General features: G+C 68.7%; 20 protein-coding genes and 1 tRNA gene. 9 read left to right on the top strand and 12 right to left on the bottom strand.

The window, feature by feature from the left end; translation table 11 throughout:
• Nucleotides 1-40 precede the first annotated feature (40 nt).
• The 11 genes from AOK00_RS16385 to dnaA all read right to left on the bottom strand — a co-directional run bounded on the left by AOK00_RS16385 (nt 41) and on the right by dnaA (nt 14,401).
• Complete coding sequence (locus AOK00_RS16385) at nt 41-1,402, bottom strand: hypothetical protein (RefSeq protein WP_055601055.1); 1,362 nt, start codon at nt 1,400-1,402, stop codon at nt 41-43.
• A gap of 104 nt (nt 1,403-1,506) precedes the next feature.
• The gene (locus AOK00_RS37210) at nt 1,507-1,641 is read right to left on the bottom strand and encodes a DLW-39 family protein (RefSeq protein ID WP_003958712.1); all 135 of its coding nucleotides are present in this window, start codon (nt 1,639-1,641) and stop codon (nt 1,507-1,509) included.
• 158 nt (nt 1,642-1,799) lie between these two features.
• Nucleotides 1,800-1,873, bottom strand: a tRNA-Ile gene (locus tag AOK00_RS16390).
• Nucleotides 1,874-1,982: 109 nt separating this feature from the next.
• Entirely contained in the window at nt 1,983-2,549 is a 567-nt protein-coding gene (locus AOK00_RS16395; protein WP_030321248.1) for a DUF3566 domain-containing protein, read from the bottom strand.
• Between the two features lie 106 nt (nt 2,550-2,655).
• Nucleotides 2,656-5,277 (bottom strand): DNA gyrase subunit A, encoded by a 2,622-nt coding sequence (gene gyrA / locus AOK00_RS16400; protein ID WP_055601056.1) that lies wholly within the window; start codon nt 5,275-5,277, stop codon nt 2,656-2,658.
• 41 nt (nt 5,278-5,318) lie between these two features.
• Entirely contained in the window at nt 5,319-7,349 is a 2,031-nt protein-coding gene (gene gyrB / locus AOK00_RS16405) for a DNA topoisomerase (ATP-hydrolyzing) subunit B (RefSeq protein ID WP_055601057.1), read from the bottom strand.
• Nucleotides 7,350-7,694: 345 nt separating this feature from the next.
• The gene (locus AOK00_RS16410) at nt 7,695-8,258 is read right to left on the bottom strand and encodes a DUF721 domain-containing protein (protein ID WP_055601058.1); all 564 of its coding nucleotides are present in this window, start codon (nt 8,256-8,258) and stop codon (nt 7,695-7,697) included.
• Nucleotides 8,255-9,376, bottom strand: coding sequence for a DNA replication/repair protein RecF (recF, locus tag AOK00_RS16415; protein ID WP_055601059.1), 1,122 nt, complete (start codon nt 9,374-9,376; stop codon nt 8,255-8,257). Before recF ends, AOK00_RS16410 begins: the two co-directional genes overlap by 4 nt.
• 60 nt (nt 9,377-9,436) lie before the next feature.
• A complete protein-coding gene (gene gnd, locus AOK00_RS16420) occupies nt 9,437-10,315 on the bottom strand; it encodes a phosphogluconate dehydrogenase (NAD(+)-dependent, decarboxylating) (protein ID WP_055601060.1) in 879 nt (292 codons plus the stop codon).
• Nucleotides 10,316-10,435: 120 nt separating this feature from the next.
• Nucleotides 10,436-11,566, bottom strand: a complete 1,131-nt coding sequence (dnaN, locus tag AOK00_RS16425; protein WP_030205035.1) for a DNA polymerase III subunit beta — start codon at nt 11,564-11,566, stop codon at nt 10,436-10,438.
• 1,059 nt (nt 11,567-12,625) lie between these two features.
• On the bottom strand, nt 12,626-14,401 hold the full coding sequence (gene dnaA, locus AOK00_RS16430; RefSeq protein WP_079042033.1) for a chromosomal replication initiator protein DnaA: 1,776 nt from the start codon (nt 14,399-14,401) through the stop codon (nt 12,626-12,628).
• A 396-nt stretch (nt 14,402-14,797) separates the two neighbouring features.
• On the opposite strand from dnaA, the gene rpmH reads away from it, so the two are divergent.
• From rpmH to AOK00_RS16475, 9 genes are all read left to right on the top strand, one after another.
• Entirely contained in the window at nt 14,798-14,935 is a 138-nt protein-coding gene (rpmH, locus tag AOK00_RS16435; protein ID WP_007265229.1) for a 50S ribosomal protein L34, read from the top strand.
• Nucleotides 14,936-14,956: 21 nt separating this feature from the next.
• On the top strand, nt 14,957-15,328 hold the full coding sequence (gene rnpA / locus AOK00_RS37220) for a ribonuclease P protein component (RefSeq protein ID WP_079042034.1): 372 nt from the start codon (nt 14,957-14,959) through the stop codon (nt 15,326-15,328).
• A complete protein-coding gene (gene yidD / locus AOK00_RS16445) occupies nt 15,325-15,651 on the top strand; it encodes a membrane protein insertion efficiency factor YidD (RefSeq protein WP_015034858.1) in 327 nt (108 codons plus the stop codon). The genes rnpA and yidD overlap by 4 nt, the downstream gene beginning before the upstream one ends.
• A 3-nt stretch (nt 15,652-15,654) precedes the next feature.
• Nucleotides 15,655-16,974, top strand: coding sequence for a membrane protein insertase YidC (gene yidC, locus AOK00_RS16450; protein WP_055601063.1), 1,320 nt, complete (start codon nt 15,655-15,657; stop codon nt 16,972-16,974).
• A gap of 29 nt (nt 16,975-17,003) precedes the next feature.
• A complete protein-coding gene (locus AOK00_RS16455) occupies nt 17,004-17,513 on the top strand; it encodes a protein jag (RefSeq protein WP_030321234.1) in 510 nt (169 codons plus the stop codon).
• 117 nt (nt 17,514-17,630) lie between these two features.
• Nucleotides 17,631-18,347, top strand: a complete 717-nt coding sequence (gene rsmG, locus AOK00_RS16460) for a 16S rRNA (guanine(527)-N(7))-methyltransferase RsmG (RefSeq protein WP_055601064.1) — start codon at nt 17,631-17,633, stop codon at nt 18,345-18,347.
• 236 nt (nt 18,348-18,583) lie between these two features.
• The gene (locus AOK00_RS16465; RefSeq protein ID WP_079042035.1) at nt 18,584-19,660 is read left to right on the top strand and encodes a ParA family protein; all 1,077 of its coding nucleotides are present in this window, start codon (nt 18,584-18,586) and stop codon (nt 19,658-19,660) included.
• Entirely contained in the window at nt 19,657-20,751 is a 1,095-nt protein-coding gene (locus AOK00_RS16470) for a ParB/RepB/Spo0J family partition protein (protein ID WP_079042036.1), read from the top strand. The genes AOK00_RS16465 and AOK00_RS16470 overlap by 4 nt, the downstream gene beginning before the upstream one ends.
• A 159-nt stretch (nt 20,752-20,910) precedes the next feature.
• Nucleotides 20,911-21,528 carry a GNAT family N-acetyltransferase gene (locus AOK00_RS16475; protein ID WP_055601067.1) on the top strand — a complete coding sequence of 206 codons (618 nt, stop codon included), beginning with the start codon at nt 20,911-20,913 and terminating at the stop codon, nt 21,526-21,528.
• Nucleotides 21,529-21,656: 128 nt separating this feature from the next.
• Here the strand turns inward: AOK00_RS16475 and trxA are convergent, their stop codons facing one another.
• Entirely contained in the window at nt 21,657-21,989 is a 333-nt protein-coding gene (gene trxA / locus AOK00_RS16480; RefSeq protein ID WP_030321223.1) for a thioredoxin, read from the bottom strand.
• Between the last annotated feature and the right edge of the window lie 5 nt (nt 21,990-21,994).

Consider the following 21,994-nt stretch of genomic DNA (forward strand, 5'->3'; position numbering starts at 1 on the left):
GCGGCGCGGGGCGGCGAAGGCCCACGCCGCCCCGCGCCGCCTACGCCGCCCGCCTCCGCGCCACCAGCGTCCACGCGCCGAGTCCGAGGAGCAGGACCGTCCCGCTGCCGATCCCGGCCGCCGCCACGACCCGCATGGAGTCGCTCCCCGACGCCGCCTGCGCCCGCGAGGTGCCCTTCTCCGCCGCCTCCTTGTCGTCGGCGGTCACGCTGAACTGCCCGGGATCCCCGTCGTACCCGGGCCCCGGCTTCGCGTTGCCCCGGAGCGAGACCCGCAGGGTCAGCGGCACCGTCTTGTCCCCGTACTCCTTGGCCATCGCCGGGTTGAGCGTGGCCGACAGGTAGTACCAGCCCGCGAAGCGCATCCCGCTGGTGGCCTCGTCGTACGAGCTGCGGTTCTCGTGGGCCACCGGCCGCAGGGCGTCGAGCGCGAGCGTCGAGGGCTTGCCGCTGTAGCTGACGGTGTTCTCGTCGACGTGGCCGAGCGCGGGGTTCTCCAGGGAGAGGACCAGCGCGTGGCCGATGTACTCGTCGCCGGTGGCGCTGCTGCCGAGTTCGGCGGTGGCGAAGAGCTGCTGTCCCCAGTCGACGGGCACCCGGTAGAAGAGCGTCTGGCCGGGCCGGATGTCGGACCGCCACTCGCCCTGTGTCAGCGAGGTGGCGTCGTGGACGCCGGAGCCGCCCTGGCGCGGCTGCGGGTCGCCCGCGGGCGGCCCGGGCGTGCCGGAGGCCCAGACCTCGGGGAGCTCGGTCGGGCCGGCCTTCTTCAGCACCGGCTCGGACGCGTAGCGGATCTCCAGCTCCCAGTCGTCCGTGCTCGCCTTCGACTCGCGCTCGACGAGGACGTAGTAGGCGCCGGCGCGCTGGCAGGTGGAGCTGTCGGCGTCGACGATGCGGCGGGCGTAGGCGGCGAGCGGCCGGGTGTACTCGCTGGAGGAGAAGTTCGCCTGCTGGTATCCGCATTCGGTGCCGGAGCCGTCCTGCATGCTCACCTTGAAGCCGTCGCCGTACTCGACCTTGCCGCCGGCCTTGGGCACCGCGACGACGGAGACGTACGCGTTCTGCTGATCGAGGTCGACCCGGTAGTAGACCTTGCCGTTCTTCTTGAGCGTGTCGCGGTAGGTCTGCCCGGTCTTCAGCTGCACGGCGTCCGAGCTCGACGCGGCGCCCTGGACGCGCTGGGCCGAGCTGTCGAAGGTGTACGGCGGAACCGCACCCCCGGCGGCGGCACCCCCGGCGGCCGCGCTCAAGGCGGCCGCACCCCCGGCGGCCCGGCTCAGGCCGGCCGTACCCCCGGCGGCCGCGGCCGCCGTCTGCCCGGGAAGCGCCACGACCGCTCCCACCGCCGCGGCCGCCGTGATCAGGGCCCCCGCCCTCCGGCCGATGCCGGCCTGCGTCTTCACGCGCTGCTCCTCTTCACTTAAGCAAGTCAGAAATTTGCTCAGGCAAAGCGAAGCCCCGGCCCGCTCTCGCGCGGCCGGGGCTTCACCCACAGACGGTTTTCGTCTCAGACACCGGAACCTGCGGGCACGGAGTCGGTCGCCTCCGTCCACAGATCCTGCTCGGCGCGATCCGCCTGGATCTGGCGGTACACGAGGAGCCCGCCGATGGCGGCCAGTGCGACCAGGAGAAGCTTCTTCACCGCGCGACCTCGTCTTTCGTTGACGTAGGAGACTTCTGACGCCCACTCTACACATCGACCGATACCGATCGGTGACCTGTGCGAGGTTCAAACCTTCCAAGGCTCCCGGACAAACAAATCGACCCGGACGGAGGAACCGTCCGGGTCGATCGACACTGTGGGGCTAACAGGATTTGAACCTGTGGCCTCATCCTTATCAGGGATGCGCTCTAACCAACTGAGCTATAGCCCCGCCGCGCTCTGCGGTGTGTGTCCCGCGCGCTGACTCCTGAACATTAGCGCACAGGGGGGCCAGTCCCAAAATCGGTAACCGACCGGCCCCCTCGCAGGTCACTCGGCCGTCACTCGTCCTCGGCGAGCGTGAGCTCCACGCCGCCCACGAAGCCGGCCGACAGGTTGTAGACGAACGCGCCCAGCGTCGCCAGCGCGGTCATCAGGACCACGTCGATCACGGCGATCACCGAGGTGAACATCAGCACCCGCGGCAGCGACAGGAACGACTGCAGATCGAAGCCGTTGGACTCGTTCGAGCCCGTGGCCTCGCTGATCGTGCCGCCGACCGTCGAGAAGACGCCCATGGCGTCCATGACCATCCACAGCACGGCCGCCGCGACGATCGTGCAGATGCCCAGCGCGATGGAGAGCAGGAAGCTCACCTTCATCACCGACCACGGGTCGGCCTTGGCCACCCGCAGCCGCGCCTTGCGCGTACGGGGCGTCGTGCGGGCCCCCGTACGCGGCCGGCGCACGGCACCGGTCTGACCACCCGCCGTGCCGCCCGACGCCGGAGCGCCGTACGCCTGCGGCGGGTGGTAGGGCCCGCCCGGCTGCTGCGCACCCGTGCGCTCGCCGGGCAGTGGCCCGTTGTAGGTCTCGTACGAGGGCTGCTGCCCTCGAGTGTCCGTCACCGCAACCCCCTGGGAGTCCGTGGCGGGGCCACGGGCGCCGTTCGCTCCAGCACCAGCAGAAGCTCCGGCAGCCGCCGATCCGGCGCCCGTGGCTCCACTCACGCTCTTACTCCTCGTGCTCCCCGGCCGAGGGCTCCGTGCCCTCGACTGCCTCGGTCTCGACCACGACGGTCTCGACCACCGCCACCTCGGACGCGTCCACGACGCCCTCGGCGTCGTCGATGTCCTCGTCCTCGCCGCCGGCCTCGGCGTTCCGTGCGATGCCGACGACGGCATCACGCTTGCCCAGGTTGATCAGCTGGACGCCCATGGTGTCACGGCCGGTCTCCCTGACTTCGTTGACTCGCGTACGAATCACACCGCCGGACAGCGTGATGGCGAGGATCTCGTCCGTCTCCTCGACCACCAGCGCGCCCACGAGCGAGCCGCGGTCCTCCACGATCTTGGCGGCCTTGATACCGAGGCCGCCACGTCCCTGGACGCGGTACTCGTCGACGGGGGTGCGCTTCGCGTACCCGCCGTCTGTCGCGGTGAAGACGAACGTACCGGGCCGGACGACATTCATCGAGAGCAGTTCGTCGTCAGCGCGGAAACTCATCCCCTTGACACCCGAGGTGGCCCGTCCCATCGGCCGCAGCGCGTCGTCGGTGGCGGTGAAGCGGATCGACTGCGCCTTCTTGCTGATGAGCAGCAGATCGTCCTCGGCGGAGACCAGCTCGGCTCCGATCAGCTCGTCGTCGCTGCCGTCCTCCGTCTCCCGGAGGTTGATCGCGATGACACCACCGGAACGCGGCGAGTCGTAGTCCTTCAGCGCGGTCTTCTTGACCAGGCCGGCCTTGGTGGCGAGCACCAGGTACGGCGCGGCCTCGTAGTCGCGGATCGCCAGGATCTGGGCGATCTGCTCGTCCGGCTGGAAGGCCAGCAGGTTGGCCACGTGCTGGCCGCGCGCGTCCCGGCCGGCGTCGGGCAGCTCGTACGCCTTGACGCGGTAGACCCGGCCCTTGTTGGTGAAGAAGAGCAGCCAGTGGTGGGTGGTGGAGACGAAGAAGTGGTCGACGATGTCGTCCTGCTTCAGCTTGGTGCCCCGCACGCCCTTGCCGCCGCGCTTCTGCGAGCGGTAGTCCTCGGTCTTCGTCCGCTTCACGTAGCCACCGCGCGAGATGGTGACGACGATGTCCTCCTCGGCGATCAGGTCCTCGATGGACATGTCACCGTCGAAGGGCACGAGCTTGGAGCGGCGGTCGTCGCCGAACTTCTCGACGAGCGCGGCCAGTTCCTCGCTGACGATGGCGCGCTGGCGCTCGGGCGAGGCCAGGATCGCGTTGTACTCGTTGATCTTGGCCTGGAGCTCGTCGTGCTCGGCGACGATCTTCTGGCGCTCCAGGGCGGCGAGCCGGCGGAGCTGCATCTCCAGGATCGCGTTGGCCTGGATCTCGTCGATCTGGAGCAGGTCCATCAGGCCGCCGCGGGCGACCTCGACCGTGTCGCTGCGCCGGATGAGCGCGATGACCTCGTCGATCGCGTCGAGCGCCTTGAGCAGACCACGGAGGATGTGGGCGCGCTCCTCGGCCTTCCGCAGCCGGAAGCGGGTCCGGCGCACGATGACCTCGATCTGGTGCGTCACCCAGTGGCGGATGAACGCGTCGAGCGAGAGGGTGCGCGGCACGCCGTCGACGAGCGCCAGCATGTTGGCGCCGAAGTTCGTCTGCAGATCGGTGTGCTTGTACAGGTTGTTGAGGACGACCTTGGCGACGGCGTCGCGCTTGAGCACGATCACGAGGCGCTGACCGGTCCGGGACGAGGTCTCGTCGCGGACGTCGGCGATGCCGCCGATCTTGCCGTCCTTGACCAGGTCGGCGATCTTCTGCGCGAGGTTGTCCGGGTTGGTCTGGTACGGGAGCTCCGTGACCACCAGGCACTGGCGGTTGTGGATCTCCTCGACCTCGACGACCGCGCGCATCGTGATCGAGCCACGGCCGGTGCGGTACGCCTCCTCGATGCCCTTGCGGCCGACGACGAGCGCGCCGGTGGGGAAGTCCGGTCCCTTGATGCGCTCGATCAGCGCGTCGAGGAGCTCCTCGTGGGTGGCCTCGGGGTGCTCCAGCGCCCACTGGGCACCGGCCGCGACCTCGCGCAGGTTGTGCGGCGGGATGTTGGTCGCCATGCCGACCGCGATGCCGGCGCTGCCGTTGATCAGCAGGTTCGGGAAGCGGGACGGCAGGACCGTCGGCTCCTGGTTGCGGCCGTCGTAGTTGTCCTGGAAGTCGACGGTCTCCTCGTCGATGTCCCGGAGCATCTCCATCGACAGCGTCATGAGCTTGCACTCGGTGTAACGCATGGCGGCCGCCGGGTCGTTGCCCGGGGAGCCGAAGTTGCCGTTGGAGTCGACGAGCGGCATGCGCATCGACCAGGGCTGGGCGAGGCGGACGAGCGCGTCGTAGATCGAGGAGTCGCCGTGCGGGTGGTACGTACCCATGACGTCACCGACGACGCGGGCGCACTTGTAGAAGCCCTTCTCGGGCCGGTAGCCGCCGTCGTACATCGCGTACAGCACGCGACGGTGGACCGGCTTGAGGCCGTCCCGGACGTCGGGCAGCGCGCGGGACACGATGACGGACATCGCGTAGTCGAGGTACGAGCGCTGCATCTCGGTCTCGAGCCCGACGGGCTCGATCCGCAGCGTGGGCTCTTCTTCGGTGGTCCCGGTCGGGGTGGTTTCGTCGGCCATTGCTGGTCGTCAGTCCTTTCGTACGGTCAGCTGAGACCGACTCAGATGTCGAGGAAGCGAACGTCCTTGGCGTTGCGCTGGATGAACGAGCGGCGTGCCTCGACGTCCTCGCCCATCAGCACCGAGAACAGGTCGTCGGCCTGCGCGGCGTCGTCCAGGGTGACCTGGCCGAGTACGCGGTGCTCGACGTCCATGGTGGTGACGCGCAGCTCCTCGGCGTTCATCTCGCCGAGACCCTTGAAGCGCTGGATCGAGTCTTCCTTGATCCGCTTGCCGCTCTGCTTGCCCAGCTCGACGAGCGCGTCCCGCTCCCGGTCCGAGTACGCGTACTCGAAGTCGTCCCGGCCCCACTTGATCTTGTAGAGCGGCGGACGGGAGAGGTAGACGTGACCGGCCTCGACCAGCGGCCGCATGAAGCGGAAGAGGAAGGTCAGCAGCAGGGTGTTGATGTGCTGACCGTCGACGTCGGCGTCCGCCATCAGGATGATCTTGTGATAGCGGAGCTTCTCGATGTCGAAGTCCTCGTGCACACCGGTGCCGAAGGCCGAGATGAGCGCCTGGACCTCGGTGTTCTGCAGGATCTTGTCGATCCGGGCCTTCTCGACGTTCAGGATCTTGCCGCGGATCGGCAGGATGGCCTGGTACATCGGGTTGCGGCCGGACTTTGCCGAGCCGCCGGCGGAGTCACCCTCGACGATGAAGATCTCGCACTTGGACGGGTCGTTCGACTGGCAGTCGGACAGCTTGCCCGGCAGAGACGCCGACTCGAGCAGGCCCTTACGGCGGGTCAGGTCGCGCGCCTTGCGCGCGGCCACGCGCGCGGTGGCGGCCTGGATCGACTTGCGGATGATGTCCGCGGCCTCGAGCGGGTTGCGGTCGAGCCAGTCGTTGAGGTGCTCGTAGACCGCCCTCTGGACGAAGGTCTTGACCTCCGTGTTGCCCAGCTTGGTCTTGGTCTGGCCCTCGAACTGCGGCTCGCTCAGCTTGACCGAGATGATCGCCGTCAGACCCTCGCGGATGTCGTCGCCCGTGAGGTTGTCGTCCTTCTCGCGGAGCAGCTTCTTGTCGCGCGCGTACTTGTTGATCAACGAGGTCAGCGCGGCGCGGAAGCCCTCCTCGTGCGTGCCGCCCTCGTGGGTGTGGATGATGTTGGCGAAGGAGTACACGCCCTCGCTGTAGCCGCTGTTCCACTGCATCGCGACCTCGAGGGACAGGGCCTTGTCCTTGTCCTCCGCCTCCAGGTCGATCACGGTGGGGTGGATCAGGTCGCCCTTGCGCGAGTTGAGGTACTTCACGAAGTCGACGATGCCGCCCTCGTAGTGGTACTTCACCGTGCGCGCGGCCGGCTCGGCGGCCGCCTCGGCGTCCGGGTCGTCGGCACCGACCGTGGCCTTGGCGGAATCGCGCTCGTCGGTGAGCGTGATCGTCAGGCCCTTGTTGAGGAAGGCCATCTCCTGGAAGCGGCGCGAGAGCGTCTCGAAGGAGTACTCGGTCGTCTCGAAGATGTCCGGGTCGGCCCAGAACGTGACCGAGGTGCCGGTCTCGCCGGTCTCCTCGTGCTGCGCGAGGGGCGCGGTCGGGGCGCCCATCTTGTAGTCCTGCGTCCAGCGGTGGCCGTCGGTCTTGATCTCGACGGAGACCTTGGTGGACAGGGCGTTCACGACGGACACACCGACGCCGTGCAGACCGCCGGAGACGGCGTAGCCGCCGCCGCCGAACTTTCCGCCCGCGTGGAGCACGGTCAGCACGACCTCGACGGCCGGCTTGCCCTCGGAGGCCACGATGCCCACGGGGATGCCACGGCCGTTGTCGACGACGCGCACGGCGCCGTCGGCCAGGATCGTCACGTCGATGGTGTCGGCGTGGCCGGCCAGGGCTTCGTCGACCGAGTTGTCGACGACCTCCTGCACCATGTGGTGCAGACCGCGCTCGCCGGTCGAGCCGATGTACATGCCAGGGCGCTTGCGCACGGCATCCAGGCCTTCGAGGACCTGGATGTTGCTGGCGGTGTACTGGTTGTTCTCGTTGGGGTCGCCGGAATCGGCCACGAAGCGCCCTTTCTGGCACAGCACAGGCCGTTCTCCGGGCATACGGGAGCGGCTGCGTCGTTCGACTTGTTCCGCAGGGTGGCGGGATTGTCTCCCAGTCTACCGGTAGCGCCGACAGTCATGGGGGTTTGCCGGTGCCTGAGTCCGCATGTGCCGCCCTGAGCGGGAGCCAAACGACTCCCCATATCCGGACAGGGGCTCCAGAGCCCCCTGACGGCCACCCAGCGCTTCGACCCGTAGCGCGCAGTGGGCATCCTCTCCGGCCCGTTGCGGGCATGCGTTCCGCCGGGGCGGAACGGGTGGGCACGCGCCCCACCGCACGGCGCCCTCTGCTCGGACCCGCGCCCCTGGAGCCGCCCCGCGCCGCTGCTATCCGTACGTGTCTCCGGGCCCGACGCTGCCAGGCGCCCTGAGCGGCCCGTACCCCCGCCGGGGCCCGCCCGGCCCCAGCACCTTGATCATCCGCACGGTTCCGTGCCCGAGGTCCTCGTTGAGCCGCGCCACCAGCGTCGGCGCGAGCAGCCGCAGCTGCGTGGCCCACGCCGTCGAGTCGCACTGCACGGTCAGCACCCGCGCGTCCGGCTCGTCGTCGAACTTCACGGGTACGCAGTGCTTGGCCAGGTCCTCGCCGACGATCTGCGGCCAGCGACCCATGACGCCGCCGACCGCCGCCGGTGTCTCCCAGCCCCGCTCGGTGATCAGCCGGTTGATCGCGGCGCCGAGCGCCATCGGGTCGCGCCCGTCGGCGCGCGCGCCGGAGCGCAGGCCGCCCCCGCGCCGGGCCTGCTTCTTCTGCTGGGCGGCGGCGCCCTTGGCCTTCGCCTGTTCCTTGGCGGCGCGCAGCGCGACCCGCGCGAGATCCACGCCCGAGGCTTCGGGGACGGACGGCGCCGGTGAGGTATCCACAGGCTGGGGAAGGTTTTCCTCGCTCATACGCGCTCCACCGTCCCTCCGGCCACCTGGTACCGCGCCCCCGCGAGGACTCCCGGTACGTCGTCGTCCACAGCGGCCGTCACCAGGACCTGCTCGCCGCCCGCCACCAGCTCCGCGAGCCGCTCGCGCCGCCGCGCGTCCAGCTCGGCGAAGACGTCGTCGAGGACGAGGACGGGTTCGTTGCCCTCGGACCGCAGCAGGTCGTACGAGGCGAGCCGCAGCGCCAGCGCGTACGACCAGGACTCGCCGTGGCTGGCGTACCCCTTCGCGGGCAGCTCGCCGAGCTTGAGGAGCAGCTCGTCACGGTGGGGTCCGACGAGGGTGACGCCCCGCTCGATCTCCTGCTTGCGCACCTCGGCCAGTGCGGCGGTCAGCTGTTCGTACAGCTCCTCGCGGGTGTGTCCGGTGCCCGGCGCGGAGGGACGGTATTCCAGCAGAATCGGTCCGCCGCCGGGAGCGAGCTGCTCGTACGCCTTGTCCGCGAGCGGCTGCAGTACGGCGATCAGGTCGAGCCGCTGGGCGAGCAGCTCGGCCCCAGCCCGCGCCAGGTGCTGGTCCCAGACGTCGAGGGTGGACAGGTCCATGCCGCGGCCGCCGTGCCGGCGGGCCATCGCCGCGGACTTCAGGAGCGTGTTGCGCTGCTTGAGCACGCGCTCGTAGTCGGAGCGCACGCCCGCCATGCGCGGCGTGCGCGCCGTGATCAGCTCGTCGAGGAAACGCCTGCGCTCGCCGGGGTCGCCCTTCACCAGGGCGAGGTCCTCGGGCGCGAACAGCACGGTCCGTACGATTCCGAGCACGTCACGGGGTCTGACCTGCGAGGACCTGTTGATGCGGGCGCGGTTGGCCCGGCCCGGGTTGAGCTCAAGCTCGATCAGCTGGGAGCGCTCGCCCTGGGTGACGGCGGCGCGGACGACCGCGCGTTCCGCCCCCATTCGGACGAGCGGGGCATCGGAGGCGACGCGGTGGCTGGAGAGGGTCGCGAGATAGCCGACGGCCTCGACCAGATTGGTCTTGCCCTGGCCGTTCGCGCCCACGAAAGCGGTGACGCCCGGGTCGAGCGGGACCTCGACCCGGGCGTAGGAGCGGAAGTCGGCCAGCGAAAGATGCGTGACGTGCATGGTTGGGCGCCGACCTTCTTCCCCCGGCGGCTGTGCACCGCGGGGTGCACAGCCTGTGGATTACTTCTTCGTCTCGACCGCGTGGCCACCGAACTGGTTGCGCAGCGCGGCGATCATCTTCATCTGCGGGGAGTCGTCCTGACGGGAGGCGAACCGCGCGAACAGCGAGGCGGTGATCGCCGGCAGCGGCACGGCGTTGTCGATGGCGGCCTCGACCGTCCACCGGCCCTCGCCGGAGTCCGACGCGTAGCCGCGCAGCTTGTCCAGGTGCTCGTCCTCGTCGAGGGCGTTGACCGCGAGGTCCAGCAGCCAGGAACGGATGACCGTGCCCTCCTGCCAGGAGCGGAAGACCTCGCGCACGTCGGTGACGGAGTCGACCTTCTCCAGGAGCTCCCAGCCCTCGGCGTAGGCCTGCATCATCGCGTACTCGATGCCGTTGTGGACCATCTTCGCGAAGTGGCCGGCACCGACCTTGCCGGCGTGCACGGAGCCGAACTCACCCTCGGGCTTGAGGGCGTCGAAGATCGGCTGGACCCTCGCGACGTCCTCGGCGGAGCCGCCGTACATCAGCGCGTAGCCGTTCTCCAGGCCCCAGACACCGCCGGAGACGCCGCAGTCGACGAAGCCGATGCCCTTGGCCGCCAGCTCCTCGGCGTGCTTCTCGTCGTCCGTCCAGCGGGAGTTGCCGCCGTCCACGACGATGTCGCCGGGGGAGAGCAGCTCGGCCAGCTCGTCGATGGTGGACTGGGTCGCGGCACCGGCCGGAACCATGACCCACACGACGCGGGGCCCCTTGAGCTTGCCCACAAGCTCCTCGAGGCTGTGGACATCGGCGAGGTCCGGATTGCGGTCGTATCCGATGACGGTGTGGCCTGCGCGGCGGATGCGCTCACGCATGTTGCCGCCCATCTTGCCGAGACCGACGAGACCGAGCTCCATCAGAGATTCCTTAAGCGTCGTGTGCGGTTTACCCGGATCCGAGCCTACGCCCGGACCCGGGTGCACACCTGTGGGGTCAGCCGCTCAGGCGATGCCCCGAGGAGACCGGTGTCAGCCGGGTCAGCCGCTGAGGCGCACCGGCATGATCAGGTACTTGTACGCCTCGTCCGCCTCGGCGTCCACGGCCGGCTTGCCGCTCAGCAGCGCCGGCTTCGTGGAGGTCGTGAAGGAGAGCTGGGCGACCGGCGAGTCGATCGCGCTCAGGCCGTCCAGCAGGAAGGTCGGGTTGAAGGCGATCGAGATGTCGTCGCCCTCGAGCTGCGCGTCGACACGCTCCACAGCCTGTGCGTCGTCGCTGGAGCCGGCCTCCAGGATCAGCACGCCCTGCTCGAAGCTCAGCCGGACGGGGGTGTTGCGCTCGGCGACCAGGGCCACACGCTTGACGGCCTCGACGAACGGCGCGGTCTCGATGACCGCGACCGAGTTGAACTCGGTGGGGAAGAGCGTCCGGTACTTCGGCAGGTCGCCCTCGAGGAGACGGGTGGTGGTCCGGCGGCCCGCGCCCTCGAAGCCGATGAGGCCCTCGCCCTTGCCGGAGCCCGAGAGCGCCAGGGTGACCGTGTCGCCGCTCGTGAGCGCCTTGGCGGTGTCCAGGAGGGTCTTCGCGGGCACCAGGGCGACCGCGGAGGCGTCCGGGGACTCCGGCTTCCACAGGAACTCGCGGACCGCGAAGCGGTACCGGTCGGTGGAGGCCAGGGTGACCGTGTCGCCCTCGATCTCGATGCGCACACCGGTGAGCACGGGCAGCGTGTCGTCACGGCCGGCGGCGATGGCCACCTGCGCGGCGGCGGAGGCGAAGACCTCACCGGGGACGGTGCCGGTGGCGGTGGGCATCTCCGGCAGCGCCGGGTACTCCTCCACAGGCAGGGTGTGGAGAGTGAAGCGGGAGGAGCCGCAGACCACGGTCGCCCGTACACCGTCTGTGGAAATCTCCACCGGTCGGTTGGGGAGAGCGCGGCAGATGTCGGCGAGCAGTCGGCCGGAGACCAGGACGGTGCCGTCCTCCTCGACCTCCGCCTCGACGGAGACACGGGCCGAGACCTCGTAGTCGAAGCTCGAGAAGCTCAGCGCGCCGTCCTCGGCCTTCAGCAGAAGGCCTGCGAGCACGGGAGCCGGCGGACGGGCCGGGAGGCTGCGGGCCACCCAGGCCACCGCCTCGGCAAGTACGTCGCGCTCCACCCGGATCTTCACCGGAACCGCCTCCTGCTTGTTGCTGGCTCTTCGTCGACTGCGGGAACCAGTCTGACGTACGCCGCCGACACTCGGTGCTGCTCGGGGTCAAGTCGCGACAAGAGCGCGTCGGAGCTCCGGCGCCGAGTTGTGCACAGGCCCCACTTCGAAGCGGATTCCTAGCTAACTCTAAGTGGGAGTAGTAGTAGGGCCTGTGGAAACGGTGGATAACGTCGTTTTCGCAGGTCAGGACCTGTTTTTTGTCCACTGCGCCTGTGGGTGGAGTCGGTGGACAACTGGGGTTCTCTGTGGACACCCGAAAGTTCTGCACACCCGATACACAGGCCATGGGGAGTTCTCCCCAGCGCTGTCCCCAGCTTTACCCACGTTCCCCACAGCCCAACCGTCCTCCTTGGTGTGACGGCTTTCACTCGACGCGGTGAGCGGGGGTGATTCGTTGCCGAACAGTGGACAGGGGTGTGGAGAAGCTGTGGGCAACGGACCCCTCCCTGTGGGCGGCCGGTGGACAACTTTCGGGAGCCCCTGTGGACGAAAGTTCTGTCCACAGCCTGTGGAGATCTTTTACCAACAATTCCACAGGGGGCTGACCTGGGGTGATGGTCTGTCAGCAGTCCAGCCTGTGGACACAATCCGGATAACTCGACAGTCCCCACCCTGTGGACGGGAGATCATCCCGCAATCTGTGGAGAACCCGCCACCGGAACGGAGTAATCGAACAGCTCGTCCCCCGGACGGGGTGCCGGAGGGCGGCCGCGAGCGCTCCGAGAGGGCTCCGGGAGGGCTCTTCGGCGTCTTCCGGAGGGCTCGGGAAGGCTTCCGGCGGGTCCTGGGGACAGCCTTACGACGGCTCCAGGAGAACTTCGGAGGAGCCGGAGGGAGCCCTCAGTACCGACTGCGGGCTGCCGCACGACCACCTCTGGAACGCCGCACGACCGCCTCAGGACTGCCGCACGACCGCCTCTGGACCTCCTCTGGAACACCTCAGGCAAATCCGGGAATGCCGAAGGGCGCCCCGGGGGTGTCCCGGGGCGCCCTACGGAGGCCGGCCGCAGCCGGCCGTCAGCCGTTCTTGATGCGGTTGGTGAGCTCGGTGACCTGGTTGTAGATGGAGCGCCGCTCGGCCATCAGCGCGCGGATCTTCCGGTCCGCGTGCATCACCGTCGTATGGTCGCGGCCGCCGAACTGCGCGCCGATCTTCGGCAGCGACAGGTCCGTGAGCTCGCGGCACAGATACATGGCGATCTGCCGGGCCGTCACCAGGACGCGACTGCGGGAGGATCCACAGAGGTCCTCCACCGTCAGACCGAAGTAGTCGGCGGTGGCCGCCATGATGGCCGGTGCCGTGATCTCCGGCGACGAGTCCTCGCCGCCCGGGATCAGGTCCTTGAGGACGATCTCGGTGAGCCCGAGGTCCACCGGCTGCCTGTTGAGGCTCGCGAAGGCCGTCACCCGGATCAACGCGCCCTCAAGCTCACGGATGTTCCGCGAGATCCGGGACGCGATGAACTCCAGTACCTCCGGCGGGGCGTTGAGCTGTTCCTGCACCGCCTTCTTGCGGAGGATCGCGATGCGCGTCTCCAGCTCCGGCGGCTGTACGTCGGTGGTGAGGCCCCACTCGAAACGGTTGCGGAGCCGGTCCTCCAGGGTCACCAGCTGCTTGGGCGGCCGGTCCGAGGAGAGCACGATCTGCTTGTTCGCGTTGTGGAGGGTGTTGAAGGTGTGGAAGAACTCCTCCTGCGTCGACTCCTTGCTCGCGAGGAACTGGATGTCGTCGACGAGCAGGATGTCCACATCGCGGTAGCGCTTGCGGAAGGCGTCGCCCTTGCCGTCGCGGATCGAGTTGATGAACTCGTTCGTGAACTCCTCTGAGCTCACGTACCGCACGCGCGTGCCCGGGTAGAGGCTCCGCGCGTAGTGTCCGATCGCGTGCAGCAGATGGGTCTTGCCGAGGCCCGACTCCCCGTAGATGAAGAGCGGGTTGTACGCCTTCGCCGGCGCCTCGGCCACCGCGACCGCGGCCGCGTGCGCGAAGCGGTTCGAGGAACCGATGACGAAGGTGTCGAAGAGGTACTTGGGGTTCAGCCGCGCGTGCTGTTCACCGGGCGCGCCGGCTCCCTGCGCGGAGGAGGAACCGTGGCCGCCGCCCGGGCCGCCACCCCCCGGGCCGCCGGGCCGGGGACCGGGACGGGCGCCGTGGTTCTGCGGGTCGGGCAGTTCGGCGCGCTCGGGCCGCTGCTGCTCGTAGCCCCGGGGCGGCTCGTCGTACCGCGACGGCCGGGACTGCTCGGGGCCGGTCGGACCGGTGTACGGAGCCCGCTCCTGGTAGCCGCCCAGGCGGGGCTGCTGCCAGGACAGGTCCTCCTGGGTGCGCGGCCAGGCGCCGGGGTCGGGGCGCTGCTGCGAGTAGTCCGGGTAGGCCGGGCGGGCGGTGGGCAGCCCGTCGTCGGGCATCGGCCGGTGGCCGTACCCCCCGTCGTACTTCTCGTACGGCTCGGGCTGCTGGCGCTCGTCGTAGCGGGGCTGCGACTGCTGGAGCGGAGGCGCCGGCGGGGTCGGCTCGCCGACGGAGTCGTCGACGGTGATCGCGATCCGGATCGGGCGGCCGCACTCACGGCTGAGGGTCTCGCTGATCAGCGGGGCGAGCCGGCCCTCGAGGACGCGCTTGCCCCACTCGTTGGGTACGGCGAGGAGCGCCGTGTCGGCGACCAGGGCGAGGGGCTGGCAGCGCTCGATCCACTGCTTGTCCTTGGGCTCGATTCCCTGCTGGCCCTCTGCGAGGAGATGCTCGAGGACGCGTGGCCACACTGCGGCAAGATCGGCAGGTACGTCAGCCACAGGGCACGCTTTCTCGCAGGTCCCACGATGGTGTGGTTCTCGGGGGACGGTGGGTCGATGTCCGTGAGGACGGACCCGTGAGGACAGGTAAGGACAGAACGGAAAAGATTGTGGAGACCAACCACGGTAGTCGCGGCGGCTGACGTGGTTCAAGTTGTTGTCCACAGCCTGTGCACAATGAGGGGTGGCGACAGGTCGGTTTGACCGGATGGCGTAGCCGCGCGTACCGTAACCAGGTCGAGTTGTCGATGGCTGCTGCCGCCTGCCTCCGATGGGCAAAGATCACGGTCTGTGATCGTGAAGCGGTGCACTCGGGCGTATTGCGAGCTACTCGTGGGCGCACGGTGACAGCCAGGCGATGTCCCGCCATCTACGAATCATTTCTGGAGCCCCCGAGTGAGCAAGCGCACCTTCCAGCCGAACAACCGTCGTCGCGCCAAGACCCACGGCTTCCGCCTGCGGATGCGGACGCGTGCCGGTCGCGCCATCCTTGCGAACCGCCGTTCCAAGGGTCGCTCGGCGCTGTCCGCCTGATCCGCTTAAACAGGTCATGACGTGCTGCCTACCGAGAATCGGCTGAGGCGGCGCGAGGACTTCGCAACCGCGGTACGCCGAGGTCGCCGGGCTGGTCGCCCGCTCCTCGTCGTCCACCTACGCAGCGGTGCACCGAACCCGCACGCGCCTGGGGAGAGCGCTCCCCCGGCACGTGCGGGTTTCGTCGTGAGCAAGGCCGTGGGCGGTGCGGTCGTGCGTAACCAGGTCAAGCGTCGCCTCCGCCATCTCGTCCGCGACCGGCTCTCCGAGCTGCCCCCCGGTAGCCTGGTGGTCGTACGGGCGTTGCCCGGAGCCGGCGACGCCGAACACGCACAGCTGGCCCGAGACCTGGACGCCGCTCTTCAGCGGCTGCTGGGAGGGGGCACGCGATGAAGTACCCGCTGCTGGCTCTCATCAAGCTGTACCAGTGGACGATCAGCCCGCTTCTCGGGCCCGTCTGCCGGTACTACCCGTCGTGTTCCCACTACGGATTCACGGCCATCGACCGGCATGGCGCGATCAAGGGCACGGCCCTGACCGCCTGGCGCATCCTGCGGTGCAACCCGTGGTCGCCCGGCGGTGTGGACCATGTCCCCCCGCGTAAGCGCCCCCGCTGGCACGAAATGCTGAGGAACGCGCTGCGCGGCGACAAGGGCGGGTCCACCGCCGAGACGAGCCCGGCCGCAGAGACCTCGCCCAATGCTCAAGGAGCCTGATTAGTGGACACGATTGCCAGTCTGTTCAGCTTCATCACCACACCTGTCTCATGGGTGATCGTCCAGTTCCATAAACTGTTCGGGGCGATCTTCGGTCCTGACACGGGCTGGGCCTGGGGCCTGTCGATCATGTGCCTGGTGGTGCTGATCCGTATCTGTCTGATTCCGCTGTTCGTCAAGCAGATCAAGTCGACGCGGAACATGCAGGCGCTCCAGCCGAAGATGAAGGCGATCCAGGAGCGCTACAAGAGCGACAAGCAGCGTCAGTCCGAAGAGATGATGAAGCTGTACAAGGAGACGGGTACCAACCCGCTCTCCTCGTGCCTTCCCATCCTTGCGCAGTCGCCCTTCTTCTTCGCGCTGTACCACGTGCTCTCCAACATCGCCGAGGGCGACACCGTCGGTGTCATCAACCAGTCGCTGCTCGACAGCGCGCGGCAGGCGCACATCTTCGGCGCCCCGCTGGCCTCGAAGTTCACGGACAGCGCCGCCGAGGTCGCCGCTCTCGACGCTTCGATCACCTCGGTCCGGATCGTCACCGCGATCATGATCATCATGATGTCGGCCTCGCAGTTCTTCACCCAGCGCCAGCTGATGATGAAGAACGTCGACCTCTCGGTGAAGACCCCTTACATGCAGCAGCAGAAGATGCTCATGTACATCTTCCCGGTGATCTTCGCCGTCATGGGCATCAACTTCCCCGTCGGTGTCCTCGTCTACTGGCTGACCACCAACGTGTGGACCATGGGCCAGCAGATGTACGTGATCAACCAGAACCCGACGCCGGGCAGCAAGGCGCAGGACTCCTACCTCCAGCGCCTCCTGAAGAGCATCACCACCCACGGCGAGGTCCGTGGCCGTCGCCGGAAGACCATCGTGAAGATGATCGTCGCCAAGGCCAGCAGCGACCGCAACGAGAACGAGCGCCGCTTCTTCTCGGGTCTGACCAAGGCCGGCTTCGCCGCCCAGGCCGACGGCACGGTGATCAAGAGCGACACGATCGAGGCCGAGGCCGAGGGCGGTCCTGCCGCCAGGCGCCAGCAGCCCAAGCGCCAGACCAAGGCCCAGCGCCAGGCCGCCGCGGCCCAGGCCGTGGTCAAGGACACCGAGGAAGTCTCCGAGCCGGCCGCCGAAGAGGCGACCACCTCGCTCGAGAAGAAGCCCCAGGGTCCGGCCAAGACCGCCGCGAAGGGCGAGCCGAAGGACGAGGCGGGAGACAAGCCCGCGCGTCCGAGCCGTGCCAACTCCGGAGGCTCCCGTCAGGGCAAGTCCGGTCAGCGCAAGGGCCACCAGCGGCCCAAGCACCCGTCCTCCAAGAAGTAAGCCTCGCCGAAGCAAGAAGGAGTCCATCCGTGACGGAAGGCACCACCTCCGCCGCCGCCGAGGGTGGCGACACCCTGACCCGCCTGGAGCAGGAGGGTGAGATCGCGGCCGACTACCTCGAGGGCCTGCTCGACATCGCCGATCTCGACGGCGACATCGACATGGACGTCGAGGCGGACCGGGCCGCGGTCTCGATCATCAGCGACTCGGCTCGTGAGCTGCAGAAGCTCGTGGGCCGCGACGGCGAGGTCCTGGAGGCGCTCCAGGAGCTGACGCGCCTGGCCGTGCACCGGGAGACTGGTGACCGCAGCCGTCTGATGCTCGACATCGCCGGATTCCGGGCCAAGAAGCGTGCCGAGCTCGCCGAGCTGGGCGCCAAGGCCGCGGGCGAGGTCAAGTCCACCGGGCAGCCGGTCAAGCTGGACCCGATGACGCCGTTCGAGCGCAAGGTCGTGCACGACGCGATCGCCGCCGCCGGTCTGCGCAGCGAGTCCGAGGGCGAGGAGCCGCAGCGCTTCGTCGTTGTTCTCCCGGCCTGAACCCTCACGTAGTGTCGGCCCCGTCTGTTCGCAGGCGGGGCCGATCTTTGTCAGCCTGATAGTCAGCCACCACAGTGCGCCCGCACACGATGCGTGCGGTACGGAAGGACGGTTCCCGTGACGGAGGAAGCGGAGCTCCCCGAGGCTCCGGAGCAGGCGCGGACAGTCTTCGGTGAGTACTTCCCGGAGGCCGTGCGGTACGCGGAGCTCCTCGCGGACGCGGGTGTGAAGCGCGGCCTGATCGGCCCGCGTGAGGTCCCGCGGCTGTGGGAGCGGCACCTGCTGAACTGTGCCGTTCTGTCCGAGGTCGTCCCCGAGGGCGTCACCGTCTGCGACGTGGGCTCGGGCGCCGGGCTTCCCGGTATCCCTCTGGCGCTGGTCCGGCCCGACCTGAAGATCACGCTCCTGGAGCCGCTTCTCCGCCGGACGAACTTCCTCCAGGAGGTCGTCGAGCTGCTCGGCCTCGACCATGTCACGGTGGTCCGGGGGCGCGCGGAGGAGATGCTCGGCAAGATCACGCCCGTGCATGTGGTGACGGCCCGCGCGGTGGCGCCGCTCGACCGGCTGGCCGGCTGGGGAGTTCCCCTGCTGCGCCCGTACGGGGAGATGCTGGCGCTCAAGGGGGACACCGCGGAGGAGGAGATCAACGGGGCTCGCGCCGCGCTGTCCCGCCTCGGTGTGGTGGAGACCTCCGTGCTGCAGGTGGGCGAGGGGATCGTCGATCCCCTGTCCACGGTCGTCCGGGTGGAGGTCGGTGAGAGCCCGGGTGGTGTGCGGTTCGCAGCCAAGCGGGCCAAGGCCGCCCGGACGAGCAAGACCCGTCGACGCCGCTGAGCGTCGCATTCGTACCATTTCGGAGTGTCGAACGGTCCCGGCCGGGCAGCAGGGGCATGGTGTTTCACGTGAAACGTCGCTCACTGCTGCAGGGGATCATCAGCCGCGGTCGCGCGGCTGCCACGCCGCGGGACCGTAGACCCCGCGCAAACCCACCCGCGAGGGTTACGGAGATGTCCACAGAGGTGGATTCACCCACAGAACCACCGGCCTCGCTGGTTCACGACCCCGAAAGCATGGCAGGCTCTCCCCATCGCGAGCCTGAAGCCGAGGAGAGTGAATCCTTGCGGTCCGACGCCAACATCGCGGGACCGATGACCGATCCGGTCCCCGGTCCCCGAACCGAATCGGTGGGGGAGGATGTTTCACGTGAAACACCGCCCCCGATGGACGACACCCCCATTGGTCGTGCTGCCCAGCTGGCAGTAGAGGCCCTGGGTCGTGCCGGCGAGGGACTCCCCCGCCCGGCGCAGACGCGCGTGATGGTGGTCGCCAATCAGAAGGGCGGCGTGGGCAAGACGACCACGACGGTCAACCTTGCCGCGTCCCTCGCCCTGCACGGGGCCCGGGTCCTGGTCATCGACCTCGACCCGCAGGGCAACGCCTCCACGGCGCTCGGCATCGACCACCACGCCGAGGTCCCGTCGATCTACGACGTTCTCGTGGACAGCAGGCCGCTCTCCGAGGTCGTGCAGCCGGTCATGGATGTCGAGGGCCTGTTCTGCGCCCCCGCCACCATCGACCTTGCCGGCGCGGAGATCGAGCTGGTGTCGCTCGTGGCCCGTGAGAGCCGCCTACAGCGTGCGATCCAGGCCTACGAGCAGCCGCTCGACTACATCCTGATCGACTGCCCGCCCTCACTCGGTCTCCTCACGGTCAACGCCATGGTGGCCGGAGCCGAGGTGCTGATCCCGATCCAGTGCGAGTACTACGCACTGGAAGGGCTCGGCCAGCTCCTGCGGAACGTCGACCTGGTCCGGGGGCACCTCAACCCGGCGCTGCATGTCTCGACGATCCTGCTCACCATGTACGACGGCCGGACGAGGCTCGCCTCCCAGGTCGCCGACGAGGTGCGCACCCACTTCGCCGATGAGGTGCTGCGGACCAGCATCCCGAGGTCCGTCCGCATCTCGGAGGCCCCGAGTTACGGACAGACGGTCCTCACCTACGACCCGGGCTCCAGCGGCGCCCTGTCGTATCTCGAAGCGGCCCGTGAGATCGCCCTGCGGGGGGCGGCCGTGCACTACGACCCGCAGCACGCCCATGTCGGGCATCAGAACCACCAGCGCAGCATGTCGGAGGGGATCCAGTGAGTGAGCGACGTAGGGGATTGGGGCGTGGGCTCGGTGCGCTGATCCCCGCTGCTCCCCAGGAACGGCAGTCGCCGTCCGGTGGCGTGGGCGTGGCCTCGCCAGGTACGGCCCCCGCCATGCCTGCGGGCCGGGGGGTGGCGGCCGCGAAGCTGGCGTCACTTCCGCAGAGCGCGCAGTCCCCGGAGTCGGCTTCGTCGTGGAACGATGCCGAGCCGGTGGTCCGGCCGGAGCCTCCGGCGGGTGCCTACTTCACCGAGCTTCCGCTCGACTCCATCGTTCCCAACCGGCACCAGCCGCGTGAGGTCTTCGACGAGGACGCCCTGGCGGAGCTCGTCGTCTCCATCAAGGAGGTCGGCCTCCTCCAGCCCGTGGTCGTGCGCAAGACCGATGACGAGGGCTATGAGCTGGTCATGGGTGAGCGGCGTCTTCGGGCGTCCAAGGAAGCGGGCCTTGAGCGGATCCCGGCGATCGTCCGGGACACCGACGACGAGAAGATGCTCCTGGACGCGCTCCTGGAGAACCTCCACCGCGCCCAGCTGAACGCGATCGAAGAGGCTCACGCCTACGAGCAGCTGCTCAAGGACTTCGGCTGCACTCACGATCAGCTCGCGGAGCGGATCGGGCGCTCCCGCCCGCAGATCTCCAACACGCTGCGCCTGCTGCGTCTCTCCCCGCCGGTGCAGCGCCGGGTCGCCGCCGGAGTGCTCTCCGCCGGCCACGCGCGGGCGCTGCTCGGTGTCGAGGACCCGGAGGCCCAGGACAAGCTGGCGTACCGGATCGTCTCCGAGGGCCTCTCGGTGCGTACCGTCGAGGAGATGGTGAGCCTCATGGGCTCCGAGGAGCCCGGCGGTGCCGTCAAGCCGACGAAGCCCCGAGCCGGTGGCCGGGTCTCGCCCGCGCTCACGGATCTCGCCTCGCGTCTTTCGGACCGCTTCGAGACCCGGGTGAAGGTCGACCTCGGCCAGAAGAAGGGAAAGATCGTCGTCGAGTTCGCCTCGGTGGAGGATCTGGACCGGATCCTGGCGACCCTGGCTCCCGGCGAGGGACGGGTCATGGACCAGAAGAACGACGAGAAGGGGGCGGAGGGCTGACGCCTTCCGCTGTCCAAGGCCGCTGAGGGCGGGCCGTGCGCCGGTTTCACCGGAACACGGCCCGCCCTTTGCCTGTGAGCGGTGTCGTCCCGATCAGCTGATCGATACGATTCCAGCAGGCGTATCCGTGCTCGATCGCGAGGGAAGTGAGGCGCGGCCGTGGGGCGTCGGCTCGTACCGCTCACGCTGGACAACCTTCCGGATCTGCCCAAGCGGTGTCGCTCCTGCGTCTTCTGGGAGCTCGACCCGGTCAGCGGAGAAGCCGCGGTGAAGGCAGGACGTCCGGAGCTGGAGAAGGAAGCCTGGATCTCGGGGGTTCTCCTGGAGTGGGGCTCCTGTGGCCGGGTGGTCTATGTCGACGAGGTGCCGGTCGGCTATGTCCTCTACGCACCCCCGGCCTATGTGCCGCGTTCCATCGCCTTCCCCACGAGCCCCGTGGCGGCCGATGCGGCGCAGTTGATGACGGCCTGGATCATGCCCGGCTACCAGGGGCAGGGGCTTGGCCGGATGGTCGTACAGACCGTGGCCAAGGACCTGCTGCGGAGGGGCTTCAAGGCCATCGAGGCGTTCGGGGACGCCCGGTGGAAGGAGCCGGCCTGTGTGCTGCCGGCCGATCATCTGCTGGCGGTGGGCTTCAAGACGGTGCGGCCGCATCCGGCTTTCCCCAGGCTGCGGCTGGAACTTCGGACGACGCTCTCCTGGAAGGAGGACGTCGAGATGGCGCTCGACCGGCTCCTCGGCGCGGTCCAGAAGGAACCCGTCCTGCGTCCTCTGTAGCGTCGGGAGACGAAGACGGCCCGCTCGGGACACGAGAACGGCCCGCCCCTTACGGGGGCGGGCCGTTCTCCGTTTCACGTGAAACGCTGCTTCTGTTTCACGGTTTCACGTGAAACAGAGCGGAAGCATCAGGCCTTGGTCGGCTCGACGAAGCCCTCGAGGTCGCGCAGGATGGCGGCCTTCGGCTTGGCACCGACGATCGTCTTCACGACCTCGCCGCCCTGGTAGACGTTCAGCGTCGGGATGGACATGACGCCGTACTTGGCAGCCGTGGCCGGGTTCTGGTCGATGTTGAGCTTCACGATCTCGATCTCGCCGTGCTCGGCCGCGATGGCCTCCAGCGACGGGGCGATCTGGCGGCACGGGCCGCACCACTCGGCCCAGAAGTCCACCAGGACGGGCTTGTCGCTCTTGAGGACGTCCTCTTCGAAGGAAGCGTCGGTCACAGTCTTCAGGGCCACAGCGG

The organism is Streptomyces aureus, from assembly GCF_001418135.1.
GTDB classification, from domain to species: domain Bacteria; phylum Actinomycetota; class Actinomycetes; order Streptomycetales; family Streptomycetaceae; genus Streptomyces; species Streptomyces aureus_A.

Excerpts from the sequence above, each read along its gene's own strand:
- yidD (WP_015034858.1), top strand. The coding sequence starts at position 15,325 with ATGAAGTACCCGCTGCTGGCTCTCATCAAGCTGTACCAGTGGACGATC.
- gnd (WP_055601060.1), bottom strand. The coding sequence starts at position 10,315 with ATGGAGCTCGGTCTCGTCGGTCTCGGCAAGATGGGCGGCAACATGCGT.
- AOK00_RS16465 (WP_079042035.1), top strand. The coding sequence starts at position 18,584 with ATGGCAGGCTCTCCCCATCGCGAGCCTGAAGCCGAGGAGAGTGAATCC.
- recF (WP_055601059.1), bottom strand. The coding sequence starts at position 9,376 with ATGCACGTCACGCATCTTTCGCTGGCCGACTTCCGCTCCTACGCCCGG.
- gyrA (WP_055601056.1), bottom strand. The coding sequence starts at position 5,277 with ATGGCCGACGAAACCACCCCGACCGGGACCACCGAAGAAGAGCCCACG.
- AOK00_RS16410 (WP_055601058.1), bottom strand. The coding sequence starts at position 8,258 with ATGAGCGAGGAAAACCTTCCCCAGCCTGTGGATACCTCACCGGCGCCG.